Below are 19,745 nucleotides of genomic sequence, written 5' to 3' on the forward strand. Positions count from 1 at the left end.
CTCCCACCCCGAACGAAGCCGACGATGCCACACCGGACTGATCCGCACCCGCTCCAACCGCCGACCCCGATCAAACCAAACCCGAACCAACCCCCCAGCACCAAAACCACCATCATCCCCCACCAAACAACCCAAGCTGGCCTGCGCCTGCTCAACCCGCTCCTGCGCCACCGCCACCGCCTCACCAGCAGCCCGAGAGAACGCCAAGAAACCACCCCGCGCGGCCGCGAGTTCTGCCGCTTCCCGTGCCGCCGTCTCCCGCTCGGCCAGCACGTCCCGGCCAGCACCAAAACCATCCGCGGCCGGCACATCCCCTAAACCATCATCACCAGCCTCACCCTCATCCGAGTAAAACACCGGAGCCAACGGATCATACTCATCATCAAAATAGTCAACATGCACAGCGGAATCCTCTCTGATCAAACGCCCGCCCACCAACGCCAGGCAAGCCCAGGCCGGCAGCCACCACCAAGAATGCCACCCCACCCGGCCACACACCACCACCCCACCCCAACCAACACGAAAAATGAGCCCACATACTCACTCCCCACACCCACCCCTAGGTGCCCGTACCCACAGCGACATACTCACCTGCCCCGCCGGGCGACGGAGCCACTTACACCGTTTCTTTCTAGGACAGCCCCGCTCAGGAGAGAACGACCTCGTCGAAAGTGGTGGTGGTCATCCGCACATTGACCGGCACTTCGTCGCCCACCTGTGCGGGGAAGCCGGGGCCGTCAACGAACACCAAGGAGGCGTGCATGTGCGGCGGCTCCGCAAACACGCGTTTCGCCCCCGCCACGGTGAACGGCGACAGCACTTGGCCGCGGGCCTCCGCCAAGCCCTCCGCCAGCGGGATCAGACGCTGGCGCACGCTGTGCGCAGTGGCGGGTGCGGCCAGCGCCACGCCGTGGGCGGTGCCGCCGGAGATCACCACGACGCAGCCGTCCTTGGGCGTGCGCGTGCCGTGATATCCGACGGCGGTCCCCTTGGGCAGGCGCCGTACGTCGAGCACGGTCCCGGTGGCCCGGTAGGCCCCCTTGTCGCCCAGCCACAGCCGGGTCCCGACACGCATCCGGGGCGGCGCGGGCAGCTCCGCCGCCAGCGTCCGGTAGTCGTCGAAGCCCAGATGGGAAAACCACACCGGCTTTCCGGGGGCGGCGGAGACGGTTACGGCGGCCGCGAGATGCCGGGCCTCGGCCAGCGACCCCTCCGCGGGCAGGTGAACGGCCCACCCCACAACATCCACCCCCTCCAGGCTGAGGCCGGGCAGCTCGTCGGCGGCAATCCCATGCCGGTGCATCGAGGTCTCCAACTCGACGACGACCCTCGCCCCCGGCTGCAACTCCGCTACCCGCGCCACGTCGGGCACCCGGGAAACCGTCGTGATCACCTGGGGGTCGGCCAGCAGCCGCGTGGCGAGAGCGTCGTGCGGCCGCCAAGGGTTGAGCACGACGATGTCGCGCTCCCACCCGGACGCCTTCACCGGGGCCACCTCATGCGCGGTGCCAACCGCCAACGTGTCCGCCCCCAGCCGGAGCGCCTCGCGCGCCAGCAGCGCGTTACCGAAGCCGTACCCGTTTCCCTTGGCCACCGGCACGATGCCCGGGCATTCGTCCACCACCCGGCGCAGGTGGGCGTGCCAACGCGTCGCCTCCACGGTCAGTTTCAGCATGTCAGCGCCTCTTCATGTAGATGTCGAATGCCTTGTACAGCACCTTGTTGATCGGGTAGTCCCACTCGCCGGGGTAGGCGACGGCCTCGCCGCCGGTACCTACCTTGAATTGGATGAGGCCGATCTCGGGGTGGTCCGCGCCAACACCTTCGACGATGCCGCGCAGGTCGTAGACGGCGCAGCCGGCGGCGTTGGCGTCGCGGATCATCTGCCACTGCACCGCGTTGGAGCCGCGCATCTCCCGCTTCGCGCTGGTGGAGGCACCGTAGGAGTACCAGGCGTGCTCACCCACCGTGACGAAGGTGGTGGCGGCGATCAGGTCGCCCTCGTGCTCGGCGAGGTAGACCTTCATTCTGTCCGGGTCCTCGGCGTTGAGCACGTCCCACATGTGCTGGAAGTAGCCGAGGGAACGGCCAGTGAAGCCGTCGCGCTGGGCGGTTTCCAGGTAGATCTCGTGGAAGCGCGCGAGGTCATCGCGGGTGCCCAGCCGCACGTCAACCCCCATCTTCTGCGCCTTCTTGATGTTGCGCCGCCACAGCTGGTTCATGCCGGCCAGCAGCTCGTCGTCGGTTTTCTGGGTGCCGTCGGGGTGGCGCAGCGGCAGCTGGAAGTTGAACCGGGGCTGCCCGGCGGCGAATCCTTCGCCCGACGAGTCGGTCACCCAGCCGCGAGAGCGCAGGTCGCGCACCATGCGCTCACCTGCTGCTTCGACCACGTCGGGGGGGACCTGGCTGAGGCGGATCACGCTATCGTCGGCGATGGCGGCCTTGATGGTTGTGGCGGTCCACCTGTGGTGTACGACGGCGGGTCCGATGCGCACGGCGAACGCCTTCTGCTGCCGGGCGTAGGCGACGAGCGCGTCGAGGTGCGCGGAGAAGTCGGGCAGGTCCCAGTCGAGCACTGGGCCTTCCGGCAGGTAGGCCAAGTAGCGCTTCAGCTTGGGCAGCTGCCGGTAGAGGATCAGCCCGACGCCGGTCAGCTGCTCGTCGGCGAAGAAGCCGACGGTGTCGCCGCGCCAGTCGGATTTCACCGACGCCCACGCGGGGGTTTGTAGGAAGGAGGCGCTGCCTCGGGTCTGGATGAAGTCGAGCATCTGCTCCGCTGGGATGGGGCGAACCTGGATCGTCACGCCAGCCAATCTACCCGCGCTGGGCGAGTTTTGGGGTCTCGCCGCGACCGAGCGATCTCTGGCTAGGTGCGATACCTAATCGTCACTTTCTTCTTGATAAATTTTGGGGTAAGGCAAGCCTTCCCTAAGTGTTGGGCGTAGGATTCCCGTCATGAGTGCGAAAACTGCGGACGCGGCCGACAACCTGGCCGCCTGTGTTCCGGGGCAGCAGGTAACGGTGCTGCGCGTGAAGATGAATGACTACAGCGCGCCGACGGTGCGTCGACTGGCCGAGATCGGTATCCGTCCGGGAGCCAAGGTGGAGGCCGGGCAGAAGACCGCTGGCGGCGGCCGCGTCGTCTGCGTCGCCGGCGCCCAGATCGCGCTCGATTCCGCAACCCTGAAAAGCATTGAGGTGACCTCAGCATGAGCAGCGCCACGAAACCGGTAGTCTCCTGCCACTGCGACCACACGGGTGCCGTGGCCCCCAAGGGGTCGACGATCATCTCGCTCGCAGGCTCGCCAAACGTCGGGAAATCGACGCTCTTCAACGCCCTCACCGGCGCCCGCCGGACGATGGGCAACTGGCCCGGCACCACCGTCGAGGTGGGGCGGGGAGCCTGGAAGGGAAGCCAAACCTACGACCTGCTGGACCTTCCGGGGGCCTACTCGCTCGACCCGAACTCACCCGACGAGGCGCTCACGAAAGCACTGCTGCTCGAAACGCCGGAGGATGAGCGGCCCGCGCTCGTGCTGATCACCGTCGATGCGGCCCACCTCTCCCGTTCGCTGTACCTGGTGTCGCAGGTGCGCGAGCACAACTACCGGGTCGTGGTGGCGCTCACCATGACCGACATCGCCGAGCGTCACGGGATCAGCGTCGACGCGGAGAAGCTCACGGAGAAGCTGGGCGTGCCCGTCGTCGAGGTGAACCCACGCAGGCGCACGGGGCTGGAGCAGTTGGAGAAGGCAGTCGCGAGAGCGTTGAGCGACCCCGCGCCCGAGCCGCGCGCCGTTGACCCCGAGGCCGACGAGTTCGCCCTGGCCGACGCGCGGTTCGCGTGGATCGAGGATGCAGTCCAAGCCGCGACGGTGGACGGTTCGACCGGTCGTCGTACCCGCTCCGAGCAGTTCGACAAGATCGCCCTGCACCCCATCCTCGGGCCGCTGTTGTTCCTGGCGACGATGTGGCTGGTCTTCCAGATCACCACCACCGTCGCGGCGCCGCTACAGGACGGGCTGGAGGGCCTGGTCACGGGACCGATCACCGAGTGGGCGCAGGCTGGGCTGGAAGCCATCGGCTCGCCCGAAATCCTGACCGCGCTGCTCGTGGACGGCATCATCGCGGGTGTGGGTGCCTTGATGCCGTTCATCCCGCTGATGACGCTGATGTTCATCCTTCTCGCGATCCTTGAGGACTCCGGGTACATGGCCCGGGCGGCCGTCGTCGCGGATCGCATCATGCGCTGGATCGGCCTGCCCGGAAAGGCCTTCCTGCCGTTGATCGTGGGCTTCGGCTGCAACGTGCCGGGCATCTCCGCCACCCGAACACTGGCCCAGCGCAAGCACCGGATTCTGGCAGCCCTGCTGGTGCCGTTCACGTCATGCTCGGCCCGGCTGACGGTTTACGTGCTGATGGCGACGATCTTCTTCCCGGACAATGCGGGAACCGTGGTGTTCATCATGTACCTGATCTCGATCGCCCTGATCGTTTTCACGGGCCTGCTGCTGAAAAACATCCTGTGGCGCACGCTCGGCTCCGAGCCGCTGATCATGGATCTGCCGCCCTATCAGGTGCCGACGCTTCGCCTCACCGCGAGCGTCACCTGGCTCCGGTTGAAGGGTTTCCTGCAGACCGCTTCGGGGATCATCGTTGTCACCGTCGCCGTCGTGTTTGCGCTGCAATCCATCCCTGTTACCGGCACGGGGTCGTTCGGTGACCTGGATCCGGAGGACTCGGCTTATGCGGCCGTTTCTAAGACCGTGGCCCCGGTCTTCACCCCGGCCGGGTTCGGCACGTGGGAGACGACGGGCGCCCTGGTCACCGGCTTTGTGGCGAAGGAGGCGGTGATCTCGTCGTGGGCGCAGACCTATGCCGTCGAAGATCCGGAGGAGACAGGCAACGACGCACCCCTGGGCGAGAAAATCACCCAGGCGTTCGAGGAGTCTTCCGGTGGGCATCCACTGCCTGCGGTGTGGGCGTTCCTGGTGTTCCTGTTGGCGTACACGCCGTGCATGGCGGTCGTGGCCACCCAGATCCGGGAGATCGGTTTCAAGTGGTCGATGTTCGGCATGGCGGTGCAGTTGGCCACCGCCTGGGGCATGGCCGTGCTCATCTTCCAGATTGGGCGGCTCTTCTGGTGAGTGGGCCCCTCAGCCAGGTGGCGGGCGCGATGGCCCAGGGTGCGGGTACGCGCATGGAGATCGCTGCCCGCACCGGGCTCAGCGGAGACGTCGTCGATGCGGCGCTGGAGCACCTGCAGCGCATGGGGCGGATCGTCTCTGAACAGCTGTCGAGCGGGTGCCCGGACGAGGGTTGCGGCACCTGTCCGTCCGGGAAGTCCGACGGCTCGGCGGGCTGTGGCTCGTCGGGTGCTCGGGGGCCGGTGCTCCTGCGGCTTTCCCAACGCCCGGAAGGCCCGCCGGATTCGGCGGAAAAGGTGTGAGCATCCGGCCTCAATTTCGAATTGAGCTCGGGTACTCAGGGCCCGCCAGGCAGGATACTTATTCGGTGGACGGCCTGAGGTGCCGCCTTCGAAGGCAATGAGGCTTTGAGCAGGGGTTTCGGTGTGGGAGCCGGCGACGGCGGCCTCCCGCCTGCTGGACCGCTCGGGGCGGGCTCAGCCGCTTCGGGAAGCCCAGAGCGCCCAGACGTGATTCGGCGCTGGCCTGGCGGGCAATAGCCTTGTGGGCATGATGAATTTGCTGGAGGACATCGTCACATGGCAGGACAAGGGTGACGCCAGGTCTTGGCACCACATCCTGAATAGTGTTTTCTCCGCCCCCGCCGATGACGTGGCGCTGCTGGATGCGCTTCGTCTGGAGGATCAGGGGCGCTACTCCGACGCCGTCGTGCGCATGGTCCGGGGGATGCCGCGCTGGGCGCTGAACCCGTCGGCCCATCACTGCATGGCGCGTTGCCACGAAGCGCTGGGTTCGCGCGAGGCGGCCGAGGTGGAACGCTATCTCGCGCGTCTCGGGCTGCGCACGATCCTGGATTCGGGCGACGGCAGCCGCTCGCGCCCCTGGCGGGTGCTGAGGGTGGCGGACATCTACGACGTGTGCCTGCACCGGGGCGTCGAGGTTGCCGAGCAGGAGCTCGTGGGCCCGGGGCTGGACCGGATCCTCGACACCGGCGGCGGCAGCAGCTGGTTCCAGCTGATTGAGTGGGGGGAGGCCAAGCGATGAGGCTGGAGAAGGTGTTGCGTGCCCAGGGCCTGAGCTCGGATCGTCGGGTGCAGGTGACGCTGGAGAACAATCGCGTGATCGACGTTCAGCTTCGGCTTGACGCCCAGACGGTGGCCGACTGGGATGAGGTCGGTGACAGCGTCGTGGAAGCTTTTGGAAGAATGACGGAGGCCTGCGAGGAGGAGGTGGCAGAGCTGACGGCGCAAGCTGGAGGCTTGGGGTCGGGGTGGTATCCCACCGACGCCGTCGGCGGCTCGACTGGCCGCGCGCGGCGTGGGACGACGACGCGGGAGGTTGACGAGGCCCGCCTGCACCGAATTGAGGGTGAGGGGGTGAGCGCTTACCTGGACGACCTCACCCTGGTGCGGTTCCGGTTCGACGCTAGGCCAGCCGCCGGTCGGCGAAACGTCGAGAAGGTGGTCCAGGATTGCCTGAACAAGGCGATCGAATACCAGGAGCGGGTGTTCATGGAGCTGGTGACGGAGTTTGTTGCGCATGCCTCGGGGCCGGCTGAGCAGCCTCGGGACGAGGCATCGATTCTCGAAGCGTTCATGAAGTGGGGTGCCTAGATGACCAGGTGGAATAAGGGCTCGTGGTTCGACTCCGGGAAGCGGCTTAACGAGGCAGCTGAGTTCTTTCAGAGGCGTACGGATCCTGTGGTGAAGCCGATGGAACGCCCTGAGGGGAGTTCGCTGGCTTGGCAGGTGCTGGTGATGTATGCGCTTGAGATCAATAAGGAGTGGCTCCTCACCTTGGAGGCCGCGCCACTCAAGATCTGGAGTGATGCCGACAAGATGATAGCCACCGGGAAGAACTATGAGGAAGCCGAGGATAACAACGAAAAACTCGCAAAACGGTACTGGGAGGAATGAGTAATGGAGCGAATCTACCGCTTTACGAAGATAGTCAGGTTTGAGGATCTGAGCGACTTTTACTCGAAGCAGATCGATATCTGGAAATTGGTTGCTCATTCCGCGCGCTTAGCGAGTCACATTGCGCGTGAGGGTGTGTACAGAATCGAGCTGGACAATGAAGGGCTGGCCGTGGATGCCCTCCGGGAGTACATGAATGGTAGTGACTCCTCCAGCAACGGCCTTGACGCGTTGAGTGACGCAGCTATGCGGACGGCCGTCGCCTACGAAACCGCGGCCGAGGCCCACGCCAATGGGCGGAAACGGATGGACGAAATCGCCCAGGACTGCGCAGATAAGCTTACCGACTGGTCGTCGCTCGCCGTCACCTGGGGGCCGGCCTTCGTGTTGTGGACCTTGGCGGACGTCAAGGGGAGAATGGAGGAGGAACAGAGGAGGGCGCTGGACATCATACAGAACAACCTGGCAGCTGTTATGGCGCCGGAGCCGCTGGTTTCCCCGGACGACATGAGGGACGTGCGGGGGATAGTTCCCGAGGAGATCCAGCGGATCTGGGACGGCCTCAGCGCGGAGGAGCGCAAAGCCGTGGCTCGCCTCATGGTGGAGGAAGTATTCGAGGAGAACCGCCTCTTCATGCCGAATATCGACTTCGATTATACTGGAGGCAATGGCAGGTGGGTTACCTCTCAGTACACGCTCCAGATAAACAAGAACTACTTCGATCCGAGCCTGAAGCTAGAGGGGCCTTCCACTATGAGCATCTTCCATGTCGTGGCGCATGAATCCAGGCATGCGCTCCAGGCTGTCTTGATGGATATCTATAGACGCAAGGATGAAGGCGAAATCGAGAAGATGAAAACAAGATGGGAAGACGACGAGTTCAGGCCCCGCGGCCTCACCGTTCACGAGGTGGAGCGAATGCGGTATAACCGGTTCGAGAGGGGCTACCAAGAGGCTGCTCCTCCGAAGGAACAGTATGCGTCGGAGAGAGAACTGGACGAGAAGTACGCCACGTACGTCTACCAGCCGCTGGAGCGGGACGCGCACCGTATGGGGAGAAGATACATCGACATGATGAACGAAGAGGATTTCCGAGAACTGGTGGAGCGAGCAACGGGTCGAGGAAAGTAACCAAACTCCCGGAGGTGTGAGAAGTGTACAACTTTCCCTACCCGAGAACGCCAGAGGCGCAGCTGGTGGCCGAGTCGTGCGTGTTGTCCCCGGACGGCAAGGAGTTGGCGGCGCTCACCCATCGCGAGGTGCGGATCTGGTGCACAATCAGCGGCCGGCTGCTGCGCTTCACGCCCACCAGGAACGGGGTGGAAGATATCGAACGCCACTTGGCGTGGCACCCGAGCCGGCCCCAGATCGCCCGGCGGGCGCCAAAGCAGCAGATCCTGCTCCAATTGAGCCTCGACTTCGAGTTTGAGGCGGTGCTGCCCGGGCATGGGTATGGGGTTTGGCTGGCTGACTACCACGGGCTCTACCGCATCGCATACCTGCCGGGCGGTGATGAGCTGCTCAGCAGCGGAGCGGACAGCCGGCTGCATTTCTGGGACGTCAGGGACGGTCGGCTGCTGCGCTCCCTGCCCGCCCCGGAGCGCAGCACTTCTGCCGCCCTGATCCCGCGCCCCGACGGGCGCCAGCTGCTCATGACACACAAGGATCGAGCCTGGCTCGTTTCCCTGACCGACGAGGACGCCCCCAGCCGTTTCCTGGACGGAGTGAGAGGAATCGGGTGGAGCCCCGACGGCGCCGCCCTCTGCATCGTCGACGCGAAAGTGCTGCGGGTGCTGCAGGCCGATAGCCTGACCGAGGAGGCGCAGCTGGAACTCCCCGACCAACTCTCCTGCGCGGCCTGGGTACCGGGCGGCGGTGAACTGGCGGTCGTCGTCGGGGGAAATACCTTTCTGCTGTGGGATCCACGAACGGGGAAACTGCGCAGCCGGGAGGCCCCCGGCGAGTGGCAGGGGCTGCTCATCTCGCCCGAGGGCGAGTGGGGATACCAGATCGGCAACGACGAGGTGAGCAAGTTCCGCCTGGACACCGGCGAAACCCTGCTGCAGTTCACCGCCTGGGGCCGCGGCCTATAGGGCTCGACGGCTACAGCCCCTGAAGCTTGCCCCTCAGCAGTCGCCGAACATCCAGGGGGAGTGCTCCCGCACCGTGATGGTGCGGATCACGTCGTCGTCGTGGAACGGCACCCCCTCGGGGTCGTCGGCGCGCCAATCCCGCAGGAACGCCATCTCCTGGCTGCCGGATCGGATCGAGGCGACGGAGAACCGTCCCCCGTTGCCCTCCTTCACCTCGAATTGGATCTCGGGGTGGCGGGTGCGGATCTCGCGGAAGGTCATGCCAGCGGCAGCCCCGGCGTAGGTGCGGGCGACAGAGGTTTCGCCCTCGTCAGCGAGCAGGGTGATCTCGGTGAGCCGGTGGTCGCCGTTCTCCTCGTCGGCGAGAGCGAGGCTCACGCCCGCCCGCTGGTAGCGCTCGGAGCTGGTGAACGTCCGGCAGGGATCGTCGATGCGTTGGATAGCGCCCAACTCCTCCAGGTCGCGCTGGCCGAAGCGCAGCCCGCCGATTCCGCGGAAGGAGAGAGTCAGGCCGTCGGTGCCGGGTAGGCCGCAGTCGCACAGCATGATGTCGGTGATCCGGTCATCGTCGACCGTGAGACGCCAGGACAGGCCGCTCAGGTTCGCCGGATAGAGCAGCGTTGCGCCCTGCGTGGAGTCCTGCCGGGCTACCGGGGCGCCGAGGAATCGCTCCGCGTCGAGTACCGGGTTTCCCGCGCGGTAGCCGTCGATCGTCGGCAGGTCCTTCGTGGAGATCGCTTTGAGGGTGGGGCCGTCGAAGTACCAGCTGGCGTCGCGCCACTGCACCACCTGGAGGGTTTTCCCGTCCAGCTGGGCTGGTTCGGCGGATGCGTCGAGCTGCGGGAAGCTGGGGTGCCGGTCTTGGATTCCCGTGATCTCCATGCCGATGCCGACGTTCTGGTAGCCGCTCGGGGAGAGCAGGCTGGCGGCCCGAGGCGGGTCAACGGCAGCGCGGGCCCGCGCGATGAGCTGCTCCCGGTTGTCCGCGGTGGTGAAGAAGCCGCCTGCAGCCGTGGCGACGCATTCGAGGTCGGGTTCCGTGGTGCGCAGAGCGACGACGGAGATTCTGTTGCCCTGCTCGGCGATGGACTTCGCGGCTTCGCAGAGGGTGGGGGAGCCGCAGTCGTCGCGGCCGTCAGCCAGCAGAAGCAGCTGCCGGGGGGTGTCGCTGGAGCCGCTCGCCTCGTACAGCGCGGGGCGTAGTGTCGACCAGCCGCCGAACTGGAGCCCGGCAAGCGCGGATTGCAGCTCGTCACTCGCCGGGATGTTCTGCGGCCAAATGGGTTGAGCATCGGAGCAGCCGCGCTCCGCATGGTCTTCGGAGTCGTTGACCTGGGCGGAGGCTCCCACCACCGTCAGGGGGGTGTTGGGGTGGCTGCGGGCGATATGGACCACGGCGTCGCGCGCCGCGTCGATGCGCGGGCCCGGTCCGAAGTCGGTCAAGGTCATCGTCGACGAGGTGTCGATCACGACTGCGAGCGGGTCGGTGGCGCTGTGCGACTCGTCGATCAAGGCGGTGCTCGGAGCGCCGGGCCCGGCGGCCGAGGGACTGGGGCCTTCCGGCTGGGCGCCGGGCCAGCAGCCGAGCAGGAGTAGGGGAAGCAGCGGGATAAAGACTCTTCTCATGGTTTCGCCCACTTTCCAAGCTGGTCCGCCCATTTTACCGGCCGGTCTGCGGGCTCCGCGGGTTTTCCTGCGTTTTCGACTGAGGTCTGGCTTCGGCGAAGCATCCGATGCCCGGACGCGGCAAAGAATTGACTAGGTAAACTTTGTGTAAATAGTTTTTCCGTGCGCGGGACATTTATTGGGCCAAAAGTCGCCCAAATGGGTGCTAATCGACCCCGACTGGAACTACGCTTACGACACAGCGTCGTAGGAGGTTGGAGTGGAACAGCAGCGCAAAGACATGACCGTGGTGCCAGACCTCGCCAAGGAGCGGGGCCGCGTCGGGCCGGTACGGGAGCGGCGTCCCATCTATCTGGACATGCTGCCCCCGTGCAACAACGCCTGCCCCGCAGGCGAGAACATCCAGGAGTGGCTGCGGCTGATCAAGGCTGGTCGGGCGCACGAGGCCTGGTTGCAGCTGGTAGAGGACAATCCATTCCCTGCGATTCATGGCCGGGTCTGCTACCACCCATGCGAGACCGCCTGCAACCGGGGAGACCTCGACGCAGCGGTATCGATCCGCTCCGTCGAGCGCTACCTGGGGGACCTCGCGTTGGAACACAACTGGCGCTACCCCCCACCCAGGAGGCGCTCCGGCCGGCGCGTCATGATCATCGGAGCCGGGCCGTCGGGGCTGTCCGCCGCCTACCACCTCACCCGGCTCGGTCACGAGGTAGAGATCTTCGACGCCGGGGACAAGCCGGGCGGCATGATGCGCTATGGCATCCCCGAGTACCGGCTGCCGCGGGACATCCTCGACGCCGAGATCCAGCGGCTGCTCGACTTGGGGGTCGTTATCCGGCAGAACAGCCCGGTGAAGGACCTGCTGGAGACGCAGCGCCAGGGCGGCTTCGATGCCGTCTTCGTCGCGGTGGGCGCGCACATATCGAAACGCGTCAACATCCCGAGCATGGATGCGTCGAAGATGGTGGACGCGGTGTCCTTCCTACGCGACGTGGCCTCCGGCGAGCGGCCGCTCATCGGCCGGCGCGTCGCCGTCTACGGCGGCGGTAACACCGCAATGGATGCCGCGCGGGTGGCCCGTCGCCTGGGCGCCGAGGAGTCGGTGATCATCTACCGCCGCACCCAGGAACACATGCCGGCACACGAGGAGGAGAGACTCGAAGCCGAGCGCGAGGGCGTGAAGATGAACTGGCTGCGCACCATCACCCAGATGAACGCAGACGACCTCACCGTCGAGATTATGGAAATCGACGAAAACGGCAAGGCCCGCGGAACTGGCCGCTTCGAGCGGCTCGAAGCCGACACCGTCATCCTCGCTGTGGGTCAGCAGGCGGACACCCACTTCCTGCGAGACATCCCCGGCCTGACCTTCCACGACGATGTGGTGGACGTCGACCCGAACACCCTGATGACTTCCGTGCCCGGCATCTTCGCTGGCGGTGACGCGGTGCCCTCCGATCGCACCGTCACCATTGGCACCGGACACGGCAAGAAAGCCGCCCGCCGGATCGATGCCTGGCTCAACCTGGAGTCCCCGATACTGACGGAGAAGCACCCGCTCGTGCGGTTGGAGGACATGAACGTCTGGTACTTCGGCGGGCACGAGCGCCGCAAGCACCAGGAAGCCGACGCGGAGGAGCGGCTGGAGAGTTTCACGGAAATCGTGCAGGGCCTCACCGAGCAGGAGGCCCGATTCGAGGCGGCCCGTTGTCTGAGCTGCGGCAACTGCTTCGAGTGCGATGGCTGCTTGGGCGCGTGCCCCGAGGACGCCGTCATCAAGCTCGGTCCCGGCAACCGATACCGATTTGACTACAGCAAATGCACTGGCTGCGCCACCTGCTACGAGCAGTGCCCGGTGCACGCCATCGAGATGATTCCGGAGGGCAGGCGATGAGCAAGGCAATCATCGATGGCAACGAAGCGGCCGTGGACGTCGCCTATCGGCTGAGCGAGCTGTGCGCCATCTACCCCATCACCCCGTCGTCGACGATGGCGGAGCTGGCCGACGAGTGGTCGGCCCACGGCAGGCGCAACATCTTCGACCAGGTGCCCACCGTCATCGAGATGCAGTCCGAGGGCGGCGCGGCCGGCGCGATGCACGGCGCGCTGCAGGGCGGCGCGTTGACCACGACGTTCACGGCGTCGCAGGGGCTGCTGCTGATGATCCCCAACCTGTACCGCATCGCGGGCGAACTGACATCGTCGGTGTTTCACGTGGCGGCCCGCTCACTGGCCACGCAAGGCCTGTCGATCTTCGGCGACCACCAGGACGTGATGGGCATCCGGCAGACCGGCGTGAGCTTGCTCAACTCAGCGAACGTGCAGGAAAGCCACGACATGGCCGCCATCGCGCACCGCGCGACGCTGGAGTCCCGCGTGCCGTTCGTGCATTTCTTCGACGGGTTCCGCACCTCCCACGAGCTCAACACCCTGACCAAGCTCAGCGACGACCAGCTGCGTTCCTTCGTGCCGGGCGAGCTGGTGCTCGCCCACCGCGCGCGGGCGCTGAGCCCCGCGAACCCGTTCATCCGAGGCACGGCGCAGAACCCCGACACCTACTTCCAATCCCGAGAGACGTCCAACCCCTACTACCTGCGGGTGCCGGGCATCGTGCAGCAGGCGATGGACGACTTCGCCGAGCTCACCGGGCGCAGCTATCGCCTCGTCGAGTATCACGGCGCACCCGACGCCGAGCGCGTCGTGGTGATCATGGGCTCCGGCGTGGAGGCGGTGCGCCCCGTCGTCGATCACCTGAACGGTGAGGGCGGCCGCGTTGGCGTGCTCTTCGTGCGTCTCTACCGGCCGTTCCCGGCGGCCGAGCTGCTTGCGGCGCTGCCGGAGACTGTGCGACGTGTGGCCGTGCTGGACCGCACCAAGGAGCCCGGGGCTTCCGGCGAGCCGCTGTTCCTCGACGTGGCGGCCGCGCTCAGCGAATCCGTGGCGGCGGGGCAGCGCGAGCAGCTGCCCACGGTGATCGGCGGCCGCTACGGGCTGTCGAGCAAGGAATTCACCCCGGCGATGGCGAAGGCCGTGTTCGACGAGTTGGCCAGCGCCGAGCCGAAGGCGCGATTCACCGTCGGGATCACCGACGATGTGACGCACCTCTCGCTCGATTTCGACCCGAGCTTCGACCTTTCCGACCCGGAGACGCTCGCGGCGGTGTTCTACGGTCTGGGCTCGGACGGCACGGTGGGCGCGAACAAGAACACCATCAAGATCCTTGGCCACCGCGACAATACCTTCGCTCAGGGTTACTTCGTCTACGACTCCAAGAAGTCGGGCTCGCGCACCGTCTCGCACCTGCGGTTCGGGCCGAATCCGATCCGGGCCCCCTACCTGGTGAACCAGGCGGGATTCATCGGCTGCCACCACTGGTCGATCCTGGAGCGGGTGGACGTGCTGGAGTTCGCGAAACCGGGGGCCACGCTGCTGCTGAACTCCCCCTACGGGGCGGAGACGTGGGAGCGGCTGCCGGAGCCGATGCAGCGTCGGATCGACGAGTTGGGGCTGAAGGTTTACGCCATCGACGCGGGTCACGTGGCGCGCGCGGCGGGCCTGGGCTCGCGCACGAACACGGTCCTCCAGACCTGTTTCTTCGCGATCTCGGGCGTGCTGCCGCGCGACGAGGCCATCGAGGAGATCAAGCGGGCGATCACCAAGACTTATTCTCGTAAGTCGGCCGAGGTGGTGCGCAAGAACCACATCGCGGTGGACCAGTCAGTCAGCAACCTGATCGAAGTGCCTCGCGGGGGCTCCTCGGAGCATGGCCTGTTGGCCCCGGTGCCCGACGATGCGCCCGAGTTCGTGCGGGAAGTCACCGCGCAGATGCTGACCGGTAAGGGCGACGATCTGCCCGTCTCGGCGCTGCCCGATGACGGCACCTACCCGTCGGGTACCACCAAGTACGAGAAGCGCAACATCTCGGAGATCATCGCGGTGTGGGATCCCGAGGCGTGCATCCAGTGCGGCAACTGCGCCTTCGTCTGCCCGCACGCAGTGCTGCGCGCCAAGTCCTACCCGACGGGGGCCGTGGCGGATGCGCCTGCGGGATTCCTGACTGCGCCGTTGAATGCCGCCGGCCTGCCCGACACCAGCTACACCCTGCAGGTGTACGCGGAGGACTGCACGGGCTGCGGGCTGTGCGTGGAGGCCTGCCCGGTGCAGCCGATCGGCCAACCGCACCGCAAGGCGATCAACCTGGAGCCGAAGCTGGAGCGCGAGGAGGAGAAGGCAGCGGTCAAGTTCTTCGAGACCATCCCCTACAACCGGCGTGAACGGGTGGATTTCGGTACGGTGCGCGGTACGCAGTTCCTGGAGCCGCTGTTCGAGTTCTCGGGGGCGTGCTCGGGCTGCGGCGAGACGCCCTACCTGAAGCTCCTCACCCAGTTGTTTGGTGATCGGCTCACCGTGGCGAACGCCACCGGCTGCTCGTCGATCTACGGTGGCAACCTGCCGACGACCCCGTGGAGCAAGAATGCCGAGGGCCGCGGCCCGGCCTGGTCTAATTCTCTCTTCGAGGACAACGCGGAGTTCGGGCTCGGCCTGCGGCTCGCGGCGGACGTGCACACCGACCTGGCTCGCGCCCGGCTCGTCGAGCTGCGTCGCGAGATCGGCGACGACGGCCTAGTGGATGCGCTGCTCGACAGCGAGCAGCGCATGGGCTCCGACCTGGTGGCGCAGCGGGAGCGGGTGGAGCGGCTGATGGATCGGCTCGCCGAACTCTCCGGCCCCAAGGTGACCGACTTGATGAGCGTGGCGGATCACCTGCTCAGGCGTTCGGTGTGGATCGTCGGCGGCGACGGCTGGGCCTACGACATCGGGTCCGCGGGCGTGGACCACGTGCTGGCGTCGGGGCGCAACGTCAACATCCTGGTGCTGGACACCGAGGTCTACTCGAACACCGGCGGCCAGTCGTCGAAGTCGACGCCGCTCGGCGCCGTCGCGAAGTTCGCCTCGGGCGGCAAGCTGACCAACAAGAAGGACATTGCGTTGCAGGCCACCGCCTACGGCACCGTGTACGTGGCGCGTGTCGCGATGGGCGCCGACCCGCAGCAGACGCTGAAGGCTTTCCGGGAGGCGGAGGCATACGACGGGCCGAGCCTCATCATCGCCTACAGCCACTGCATCGCGCACGGCTTCGACATCCGTCGGGGGCTGGAGCAGCAGTACAACGCAGTCAACTCCGGGCACTGGCCGTTGATGCGTTACAACCCGGTGCTGCGCGAGGCGGGCAGGAACCCGTTCCTGCTGGATTCGCCGCGGCCGCGACTCACGCTCGACGAGTACCAGCGCCAGGAGCTGCGCTACAAGGTGTTGCGGGTGGCGAACCCGGAGGAGGCTGAGCGGCTGTTGGGGCTCGCGCAGGCCCAGGTGAATCGTCGCTGGCAGGAATACGAAGAACTGGCATCCCGCGGGGCGGAGCGCTTCGCGGCCAACGCAAGGGAAGGTCATGAACCTCAGCACTGAGTATCTAGGCTTGTCGCTGCGGAATCCCGTGGTGGCGTCCGCTGGCCCGCTCAGCCAGTCGGTGGAGGGCATAAAGGCTTTGGCCGACGGCGGTGTCGGCGCGGTCGTCGTGTACTCCCTGTTCGAGGAGCAGCTGCGTCGCGAGGCGGAGCGGGTGGCGGAGCTGGAGGAACTCTACGACGACGCGTTCGCAGAGGCCACCAGCTTCTTTCCCTCGGTGCCGCGCGTGCACGACGAGCCGAGCCACACCTACTTGAAACTGATCGAGCAGGCTGCGGGCGCCGTCGACGTGCCGGTGATCGCGTCGCTGAACGGGCAGTCGGTGGGCAGCTGGACGGCGACGGCACGCCAGCTGGAGGAGGCGGGCGCGGCCGCGCTCGAACTCAACATCTACTTCGTCCCCGGCGACCTGCACACCTCTGGGACACAGGTGGAGCGGCGGCATTTGGAGATCGTGGATGCCGTGAAGAGCAGCATCAGCATCCCGGTTGCCGTGAAGCTGAGCCCGTACTTTTCGTCAATCGGCAACATGTGCCTGCAACTGGATCAGCATGGCGCGGACGGGCTGGTGCTGTTCAACCGGTTCCTGCAGCCCGACGTCGACATCGAACGGCTGAGCGTGGAGGCGCAGGTCACGTTGTCGTCGCCGGCCGAGGCGAAGCTGCCGCGCACTTGGATCGCGATTCTGCGGGACAAGGTGCGGGCGTCGCTGGCGGCCACCACCGGCGTTGATACGTTCGAGGATGTGGTGAAGTACATCCTGGCCGGGGCGGACGTGGTGATGACGACGTCCGCGCTGGTGCGGCGCGGCCCGGCCTATGCTGCGGTCCTCGTCGAGGGGCTGGAGCGGTGGCTCACCGCGCAGCAGCTCCCGCTGGAGGTGGCGCGGGGGATGTTGGCCGTTCCGAAGGAAACTTCAGCTACCGCCTACGAGCGGGCGGGGTACGTCAGCGCTCTGCAGCAGGCGAAATCAACCTACGGCTCGCTGTCCTGAGCGGCGTTCGCGTTTGGGGCATGGGCTGGTCATTCGGTGCGGTAAAGGATGTCCAGCCCGAGCTTGATCTCGCCTTCCTTGACCTTGAGCCACAGGTGTTCGTCCCCGCGGTCGGCATGGAAGTGCGCCGCGCCGCTGGCCGGGTCGTGTTGGGCAACTGGTCGCCCAAAGCCGTGCTTGCTGGCGACTGCCTCGAAAGCCGCCTGCGCCGCTTTCGGGTCTGGCGGGGACAGGGTGATGGCGAATGAGAAACCAGCAGAGACCAGCAGGTCCTTCGTTTTCTGGGTAGCCGTGGCCTTACTGATGCGCCACTTCTGTTTTTCGGTCGCCTTATCCAGCTCGGAGCGCAGATCGTCGAGAAGCGGCCGGTAACGCTTGTCGATGGCGGCAAAGTCGATTTCGTTGGTCTCTCGCGAGCCGCCGGAGCGTTTTTCCGTACCGAGCGAAGTATTCGTGGCGGAGGGCTCGGGCTTTGGGAAAGAACTCTTCGACGCGGGTATCGAGTCCGCGAGCGGTGAACAGCTGATGGTCAGGCAGGCAAGTAGGCCGCACAGGACAATTCTGGGTTTGATGCTCATTTGCTGCGCTTTCGCTTTTGCAGTGTTACGGATAGGTAATTGATTGGGGTGGCCGCAGCCGACCCTGGGGTGGGGGCCGGCTGCGGCAGGGGGGGGTGGGGTGTAGGGTTATTCAGGAAGACACGGTTTCCCTTTTCCCGGGGTTGTTGGTCTTGATGATGACCTGGGGTTTGCCGGTTATTTGATCACTTGAGTAGCGTTTTGTCCGGGAATCGGGTTTGTTTCTCCTTTCTGTGACTAATCATTGAACAAGGGTTTCTTGGGGTGTGTTGCTAGGTGTGGAAGTTTGGGTCGTATTCGTTGGTCATGTTTTCTCCTGGAAAGGTGCTTACAACAAATAGGTTAGGGGTGGTGTGGGTCAGTTTTCCTGAGCAAAATAGCTCAATCTTGGCTGAGTATCGTGGGGTCGTGGGGGGTGTTTTCGGGGGCTTCGCTCGCGCGTTGTTGGCGGTTGGTGAGAGTAAAGTGCGTTGTCGGCGGCGGTTTGGGTTGATCGTCGGGGGTGTGGTGGGCTGAGTACGGGTGCTTAGGTCGTGGCCCCCGGGCGGCCTGTTGAAAGACCGGAAATCGGGGAGGCTCATGCGAGGCGGCTCCCATCGGCGGCCCCGGCGACGAGGGCGCGCGCCTGCGCTAGCTTCTGCGGGCGATGATGAGACCGTCCCACCCCTTGAGGCTGAGGGTTTGGAGCGCTGCCGCGGTGGGTGCCCTACCGGCGGCGATCGGGTCAACGACGGCGCGCACGCCTTGGACGGAACCGTCGGCAGATCGCTCGTTGCGGACCACGTTGTCGATCACGGTACCCGGTTAGGTCAACTGGAGTGCCGCTCCAAGGTAGGCGGGGTTGCTGGGCTTGTCGGCGTCGATGAAGACCATGTCGAGCGGTCCTGCTTGCTGCTCAATGAGCCTTTGAGCGGACTCGGCCGCCGCGGGGCCCTCGATCACGGTGATCCGGTCGGCGACTGCGGCCAGCGCGAAGTTGGCGCGGGACACCTCGGCATTCTGCGGCCCCAAATCCAGGGTGACGACTTCCCCCGGCAGGTCCGACGGCCCGCGCAAGCCAGACGGTGGAATAGCAGGCCAGGTGCCGAACTCTAGGATTCTCCTGGCCCCTGCGAGCTGCGCGACCAAGCCCGGGAAGGCGCCCTGGTTAGGGGATACCTCGGCGTTGGGCGGACGCCAGGGCGACGTCCTCACGGACCAATGCTTCAGTGAAGTAGCCGTCGACGGCCTGCCATGCCGACGCGGCCGGGTAGTGGCGCGCCGGGGCCGGGGTGGAGAAGGGGCGGGTCTCGCTCATGCGCCTAGCGTGGTACCTCGGAGCTGATCGTCCTCGGCTCGGCCCGCCTCAACGCCTGCCCCGGCTTGTGTCTTTCGGGGCGTTTTTCGCGGCGCGGGCGGGTGTCGGCGCTGGCTGGGGCCGATCTGGGTGCATGGACTCGGGTGCTCGACGGCCTGGGCCGGGGTCAAAAGATGTCACATGACCTGGGGGACCGCAGCCGGGTAGCGGGGATGAGCCAGTCGCCGCTACCCGGCTGCGGCCGGGGGATGGAATGTAGGGTTTCCGAAGTAAATACTCGTTCCCTTTCCCCGGACATCTCAGTCTATGCGAAGGCCTGAGGGACTTATCGCATGAAACGTGCGACGTTTCAGATTCCGGGAAAGCGGGTTAGCGACTCCTTTCTGTGACTAGCTACCGGACAGGGAAATTCGGTGGATTATCGAGACAGGCAAAGCGGATGTTTGCTGACTATGGATAGAAATGGGGGTCGTAATTGTCGATCATTTTTCTCCTGGAAGGTTTCCTACGGCAAAAGGGTAAAGGCGAACCGGGTCAGATTTCCTGAGCAAAATAGCTCAATCTTGGCTGAGTACCGCGCGGCCCTCGTCGGTAGCTTCCGCATCTTTCGCGGCCCAAAGCCGCG

The 19,745-nt window shown here is 65.7% G+C and carries 19 protein-coding genes; 11 read left to right on the forward strand and 8 right to left on the reverse strand.

All coding sequences use genetic code 11. From position 1 onward, the window contains the following. The 3 genes from EII42_RS10825 to EII42_RS10835 form a co-directional block, all read right to left on the reverse strand. Positions 1–402, reverse strand: a 402-nt coding sequence (locus tag EII42_RS10825) for a hypothetical protein (RefSeq protein WP_199729862.1), incomplete at its 3' end; no start/stop codon positions are given. Between the two features lie 244 nt (positions 403–646). After that, on the reverse strand, positions 647–1,675 hold the full coding sequence (locus EII42_RS10830) for an alanine racemase (RefSeq protein WP_125172141.1): 1,029 nt from the start codon (positions 1,673–1,675) through the stop codon (positions 647–649). Position 1,676: 1 nt separating this feature from the next. Then, complete coding sequence (locus EII42_RS10835; protein ID WP_125172192.1) at positions 1,677–2,768, reverse strand: peptidoglycan bridge formation glycyltransferase FemA/FemB family protein; 1,092 nt, start codon at positions 2,766–2,768, stop codon at positions 1,677–1,679. 187 nt (positions 2,769–2,955) lie between these two features. Here EII42_RS10835 and EII42_RS10840 point away from each other — a divergent pair, with 187 nt between their 5' ends. From EII42_RS10840 to EII42_RS10875, 8 genes are all read left to right on the forward strand, one after another. Then, positions 2,956–3,213 (forward strand): ferrous iron transport protein A, encoded by a 258-nt coding sequence (locus EII42_RS10840; RefSeq protein WP_125172142.1) that lies wholly within the window; start codon positions 2,956–2,958, stop codon positions 3,211–3,213. Then, a complete protein-coding gene (gene feoB / locus EII42_RS10845) occupies positions 3,210–5,147 on the forward strand; it encodes a ferrous iron transport protein B (RefSeq protein ID WP_125172143.1) in 1,938 nt (645 codons plus the stop codon). The genes EII42_RS10840 and feoB overlap by 4 nt, the downstream gene beginning before the upstream one ends. Continuing rightward, on the forward strand, positions 5,144–5,449 hold the full coding sequence (locus EII42_RS10850) for a FeoC-like transcriptional regulator (protein WP_199729863.1): 306 nt from the start codon (positions 5,144–5,146) through the stop codon (positions 5,447–5,449). The genes feoB and EII42_RS10850 overlap by 4 nt, the downstream gene beginning before the upstream one ends. A 247-nt stretch (positions 5,450–5,696) precedes the next feature. Next, complete coding sequence (locus tag EII42_RS10855; protein WP_125172144.1) at positions 5,697–6,191, forward strand: hypothetical protein; 495 nt, start codon at positions 5,697–5,699, stop codon at positions 6,189–6,191. After that, positions 6,188–6,760, forward strand: a complete 573-nt coding sequence (locus tag EII42_RS10860) for a hypothetical protein (RefSeq protein WP_125172146.1) — start codon at positions 6,188–6,190, stop codon at positions 6,758–6,760. Before EII42_RS10855 ends, EII42_RS10860 begins: the two co-directional genes overlap by 4 nt. Beyond that, positions 6,761–7,063: a hypothetical protein gene (locus EII42_RS10865; protein WP_125172147.1), complete on the forward strand. Its 303-nt coding sequence runs from the start codon at positions 6,761–6,763 to the stop codon at positions 7,061–7,063. It abuts the gene before it with no gap. A 3-nt stretch (positions 7,064–7,066) separates the two neighbouring features. Continuing rightward, complete coding sequence (locus EII42_RS10870) at positions 7,067–8,194, forward strand: hypothetical protein (protein ID WP_125172149.1); 1,128 nt, start codon at positions 7,067–7,069, stop codon at positions 8,192–8,194. Between the two features lie 23 nt (positions 8,195–8,217). After that, a complete protein-coding gene (locus EII42_RS10875) occupies positions 8,218–9,156 on the forward strand; it encodes a WD40 repeat domain-containing protein (protein WP_125172150.1) in 939 nt (312 codons plus the stop codon). A 33-nt stretch (positions 9,157–9,189) separates the two neighbouring features. Here the strand turns inward: EII42_RS10875 and EII42_RS10880 are convergent, their stop codons facing one another. Next, positions 9,190–10,782, reverse strand: a complete 1,593-nt coding sequence (locus EII42_RS10880) for a hypothetical protein (RefSeq protein ID WP_125172152.1) — start codon at positions 10,780–10,782, stop codon at positions 9,190–9,192. Positions 10,783–11,062: 280 nt separating this feature from the next. On the opposite strand from EII42_RS10880, the gene EII42_RS10885 reads away from it, so the two are divergent. The 3 genes from EII42_RS10885 to EII42_RS10895 are packed head-to-tail and all read left to right on the forward strand — an operon-like array spanning position 11,063 to position 17,245. Further along, entirely contained in the window at positions 11,063–12,679 is a 1,617-nt protein-coding gene (locus EII42_RS10885; protein WP_125172196.1) for an NAD(P)-binding protein, read from the forward strand. Next, positions 12,676–16,251, forward strand: a complete 3,576-nt coding sequence (gene nifJ / locus EII42_RS10890) for a pyruvate:ferredoxin (flavodoxin) oxidoreductase (RefSeq protein ID WP_125172153.1) — start codon at positions 12,676–12,678, stop codon at positions 16,249–16,251. Before EII42_RS10885 ends, nifJ begins: the two co-directional genes overlap by 4 nt. Beyond that, entirely contained in the window at positions 16,235–17,245 is a 1,011-nt protein-coding gene (locus EII42_RS10895; protein WP_125172156.1) for a dihydroorotate dehydrogenase-like protein, read from the forward strand. The genes nifJ and EII42_RS10895 overlap by 17 nt, the downstream gene beginning before the upstream one ends. 29 nt (positions 17,246–17,274) lie before the next feature. Here the strand turns inward: EII42_RS10895 and EII42_RS10900 are convergent, their stop codons facing one another. The 4 genes from EII42_RS10900 to EII42_RS12990 all read right to left on the reverse strand — a co-directional run bounded on the left by EII42_RS10900 (position 17,275) and on the right by EII42_RS12990 (position 19,120). Beyond that, the gene (locus EII42_RS10900) at positions 17,275–17,823 is read right to left on the reverse strand and encodes a hypothetical protein (protein ID WP_125172158.1); all 549 of its coding nucleotides are present in this window, start codon (positions 17,821–17,823) and stop codon (positions 17,275–17,277) included. A 630-nt stretch (positions 17,824–18,453) separates the two neighbouring features. Continuing rightward, the gene (locus EII42_RS12985; protein ID WP_158676486.1) at positions 18,454–18,618 is read right to left on the reverse strand and encodes a hypothetical protein; all 165 of its coding nucleotides are present in this window, start codon (positions 18,616–18,618) and stop codon (positions 18,454–18,456) included. Between the two features lie 9 nt (positions 18,619–18,627). Continuing rightward, positions 18,628–19,017, reverse strand: coding sequence for an O-methyltransferase (locus tag EII42_RS10905; RefSeq protein ID WP_158676487.1), 390 nt, complete (start codon positions 19,015–19,017; stop codon positions 18,628–18,630). Beyond that, a complete protein-coding gene (locus EII42_RS12990) occupies positions 18,971–19,120 on the reverse strand; it encodes a hypothetical protein (RefSeq protein ID WP_158676488.1) in 150 nt (49 codons plus the stop codon). Before EII42_RS12990 ends, EII42_RS10905 begins: the two co-directional genes overlap by 47 nt. Positions 19,121–19,745: the final 625 nt, after the last annotated feature.

Source organism: Tessaracoccus sp. OH4464_COT-324 (assembly GCF_003932855.1).
GTDB lineage: Bacteria > Actinomycetota > Actinomycetes > Propionibacteriales > Propionibacteriaceae > Arachnia.

Bases quoted from the DNA above. Each gene is read 5' to 3' on its own strand.
- EII42_RS10895 (WP_125172156.1), top strand. From the start codon at position 16,235: ATGAACCTCAGCACTGAGTATCTAGGCTTGTCGCTGCGGAATCCCGTG.
- EII42_RS10870 (WP_125172149.1), top strand. From the start codon at position 7,067: ATGGAGCGAATCTACCGCTTTACGAAGATAGTCAGGTTTGAGGATCTG.
- EII42_RS10885 (WP_125172196.1), top strand. From the start codon at position 11,063: ATGACCGTGGTGCCAGACCTCGCCAAGGAGCGGGGCCGCGTCGGGCCG.
- nifJ (WP_125172153.1), top strand. From the start codon at position 12,676: ATGAGCAAGGCAATCATCGATGGCAACGAAGCGGCCGTGGACGTCGCC.
- EII42_RS10860 (WP_125172146.1), top strand. From the start codon at position 6,188: ATGAGGCTGGAGAAGGTGTTGCGTGCCCAGGGCCTGAGCTCGGATCGT.
- EII42_RS10865 (WP_125172147.1), top strand. From the start codon at position 6,761: ATGACCAGGTGGAATAAGGGCTCGTGGTTCGACTCCGGGAAGCGGCTT.
- EII42_RS10835 (WP_125172192.1), bottom strand. From the start codon at position 2,768: ATGCTCGACTTCATCCAGACCCGAGGCAGCGCCTCCTTCCTACAAACC.
- EII42_RS10900 (WP_125172158.1), bottom strand. From the start codon at position 17,823: ATGAGCATCAAACCCAGAATTGTCCTGTGCGGCCTACTTGCCTGCCTG.
- EII42_RS10840 (WP_125172142.1), top strand. From the start codon at position 2,956: ATGAGTGCGAAAACTGCGGACGCGGCCGACAACCTGGCCGCCTGTGTT.
- EII42_RS10855 (WP_125172144.1), top strand. From the start codon at position 5,697: ATGATGAATTTGCTGGAGGACATCGTCACATGGCAGGACAAGGGTGAC.
- EII42_RS10830 (WP_125172141.1), bottom strand. From the start codon at position 1,675: ATGCTGAAACTGACCGTGGAGGCGACGCGTTGGCACGCCCACCTGCGC.
- EII42_RS10880 (WP_125172152.1), bottom strand. From the start codon at position 10,782: ATGAGAAGAGTCTTTATCCCGCTGCTTCCCCTACTCCTGCTCGGCTGC.
- feoB (WP_125172143.1), top strand. From the start codon at position 3,210: ATGAGCAGCGCCACGAAACCGGTAGTCTCCTGCCACTGCGACCACACG.
- EII42_RS12990 (WP_158676488.1), bottom strand. From the start codon at position 19,120: ATGAGCGAGACCCGCCCCTTCTCCACCCCGGCCCCGGCGCGCCACTAC.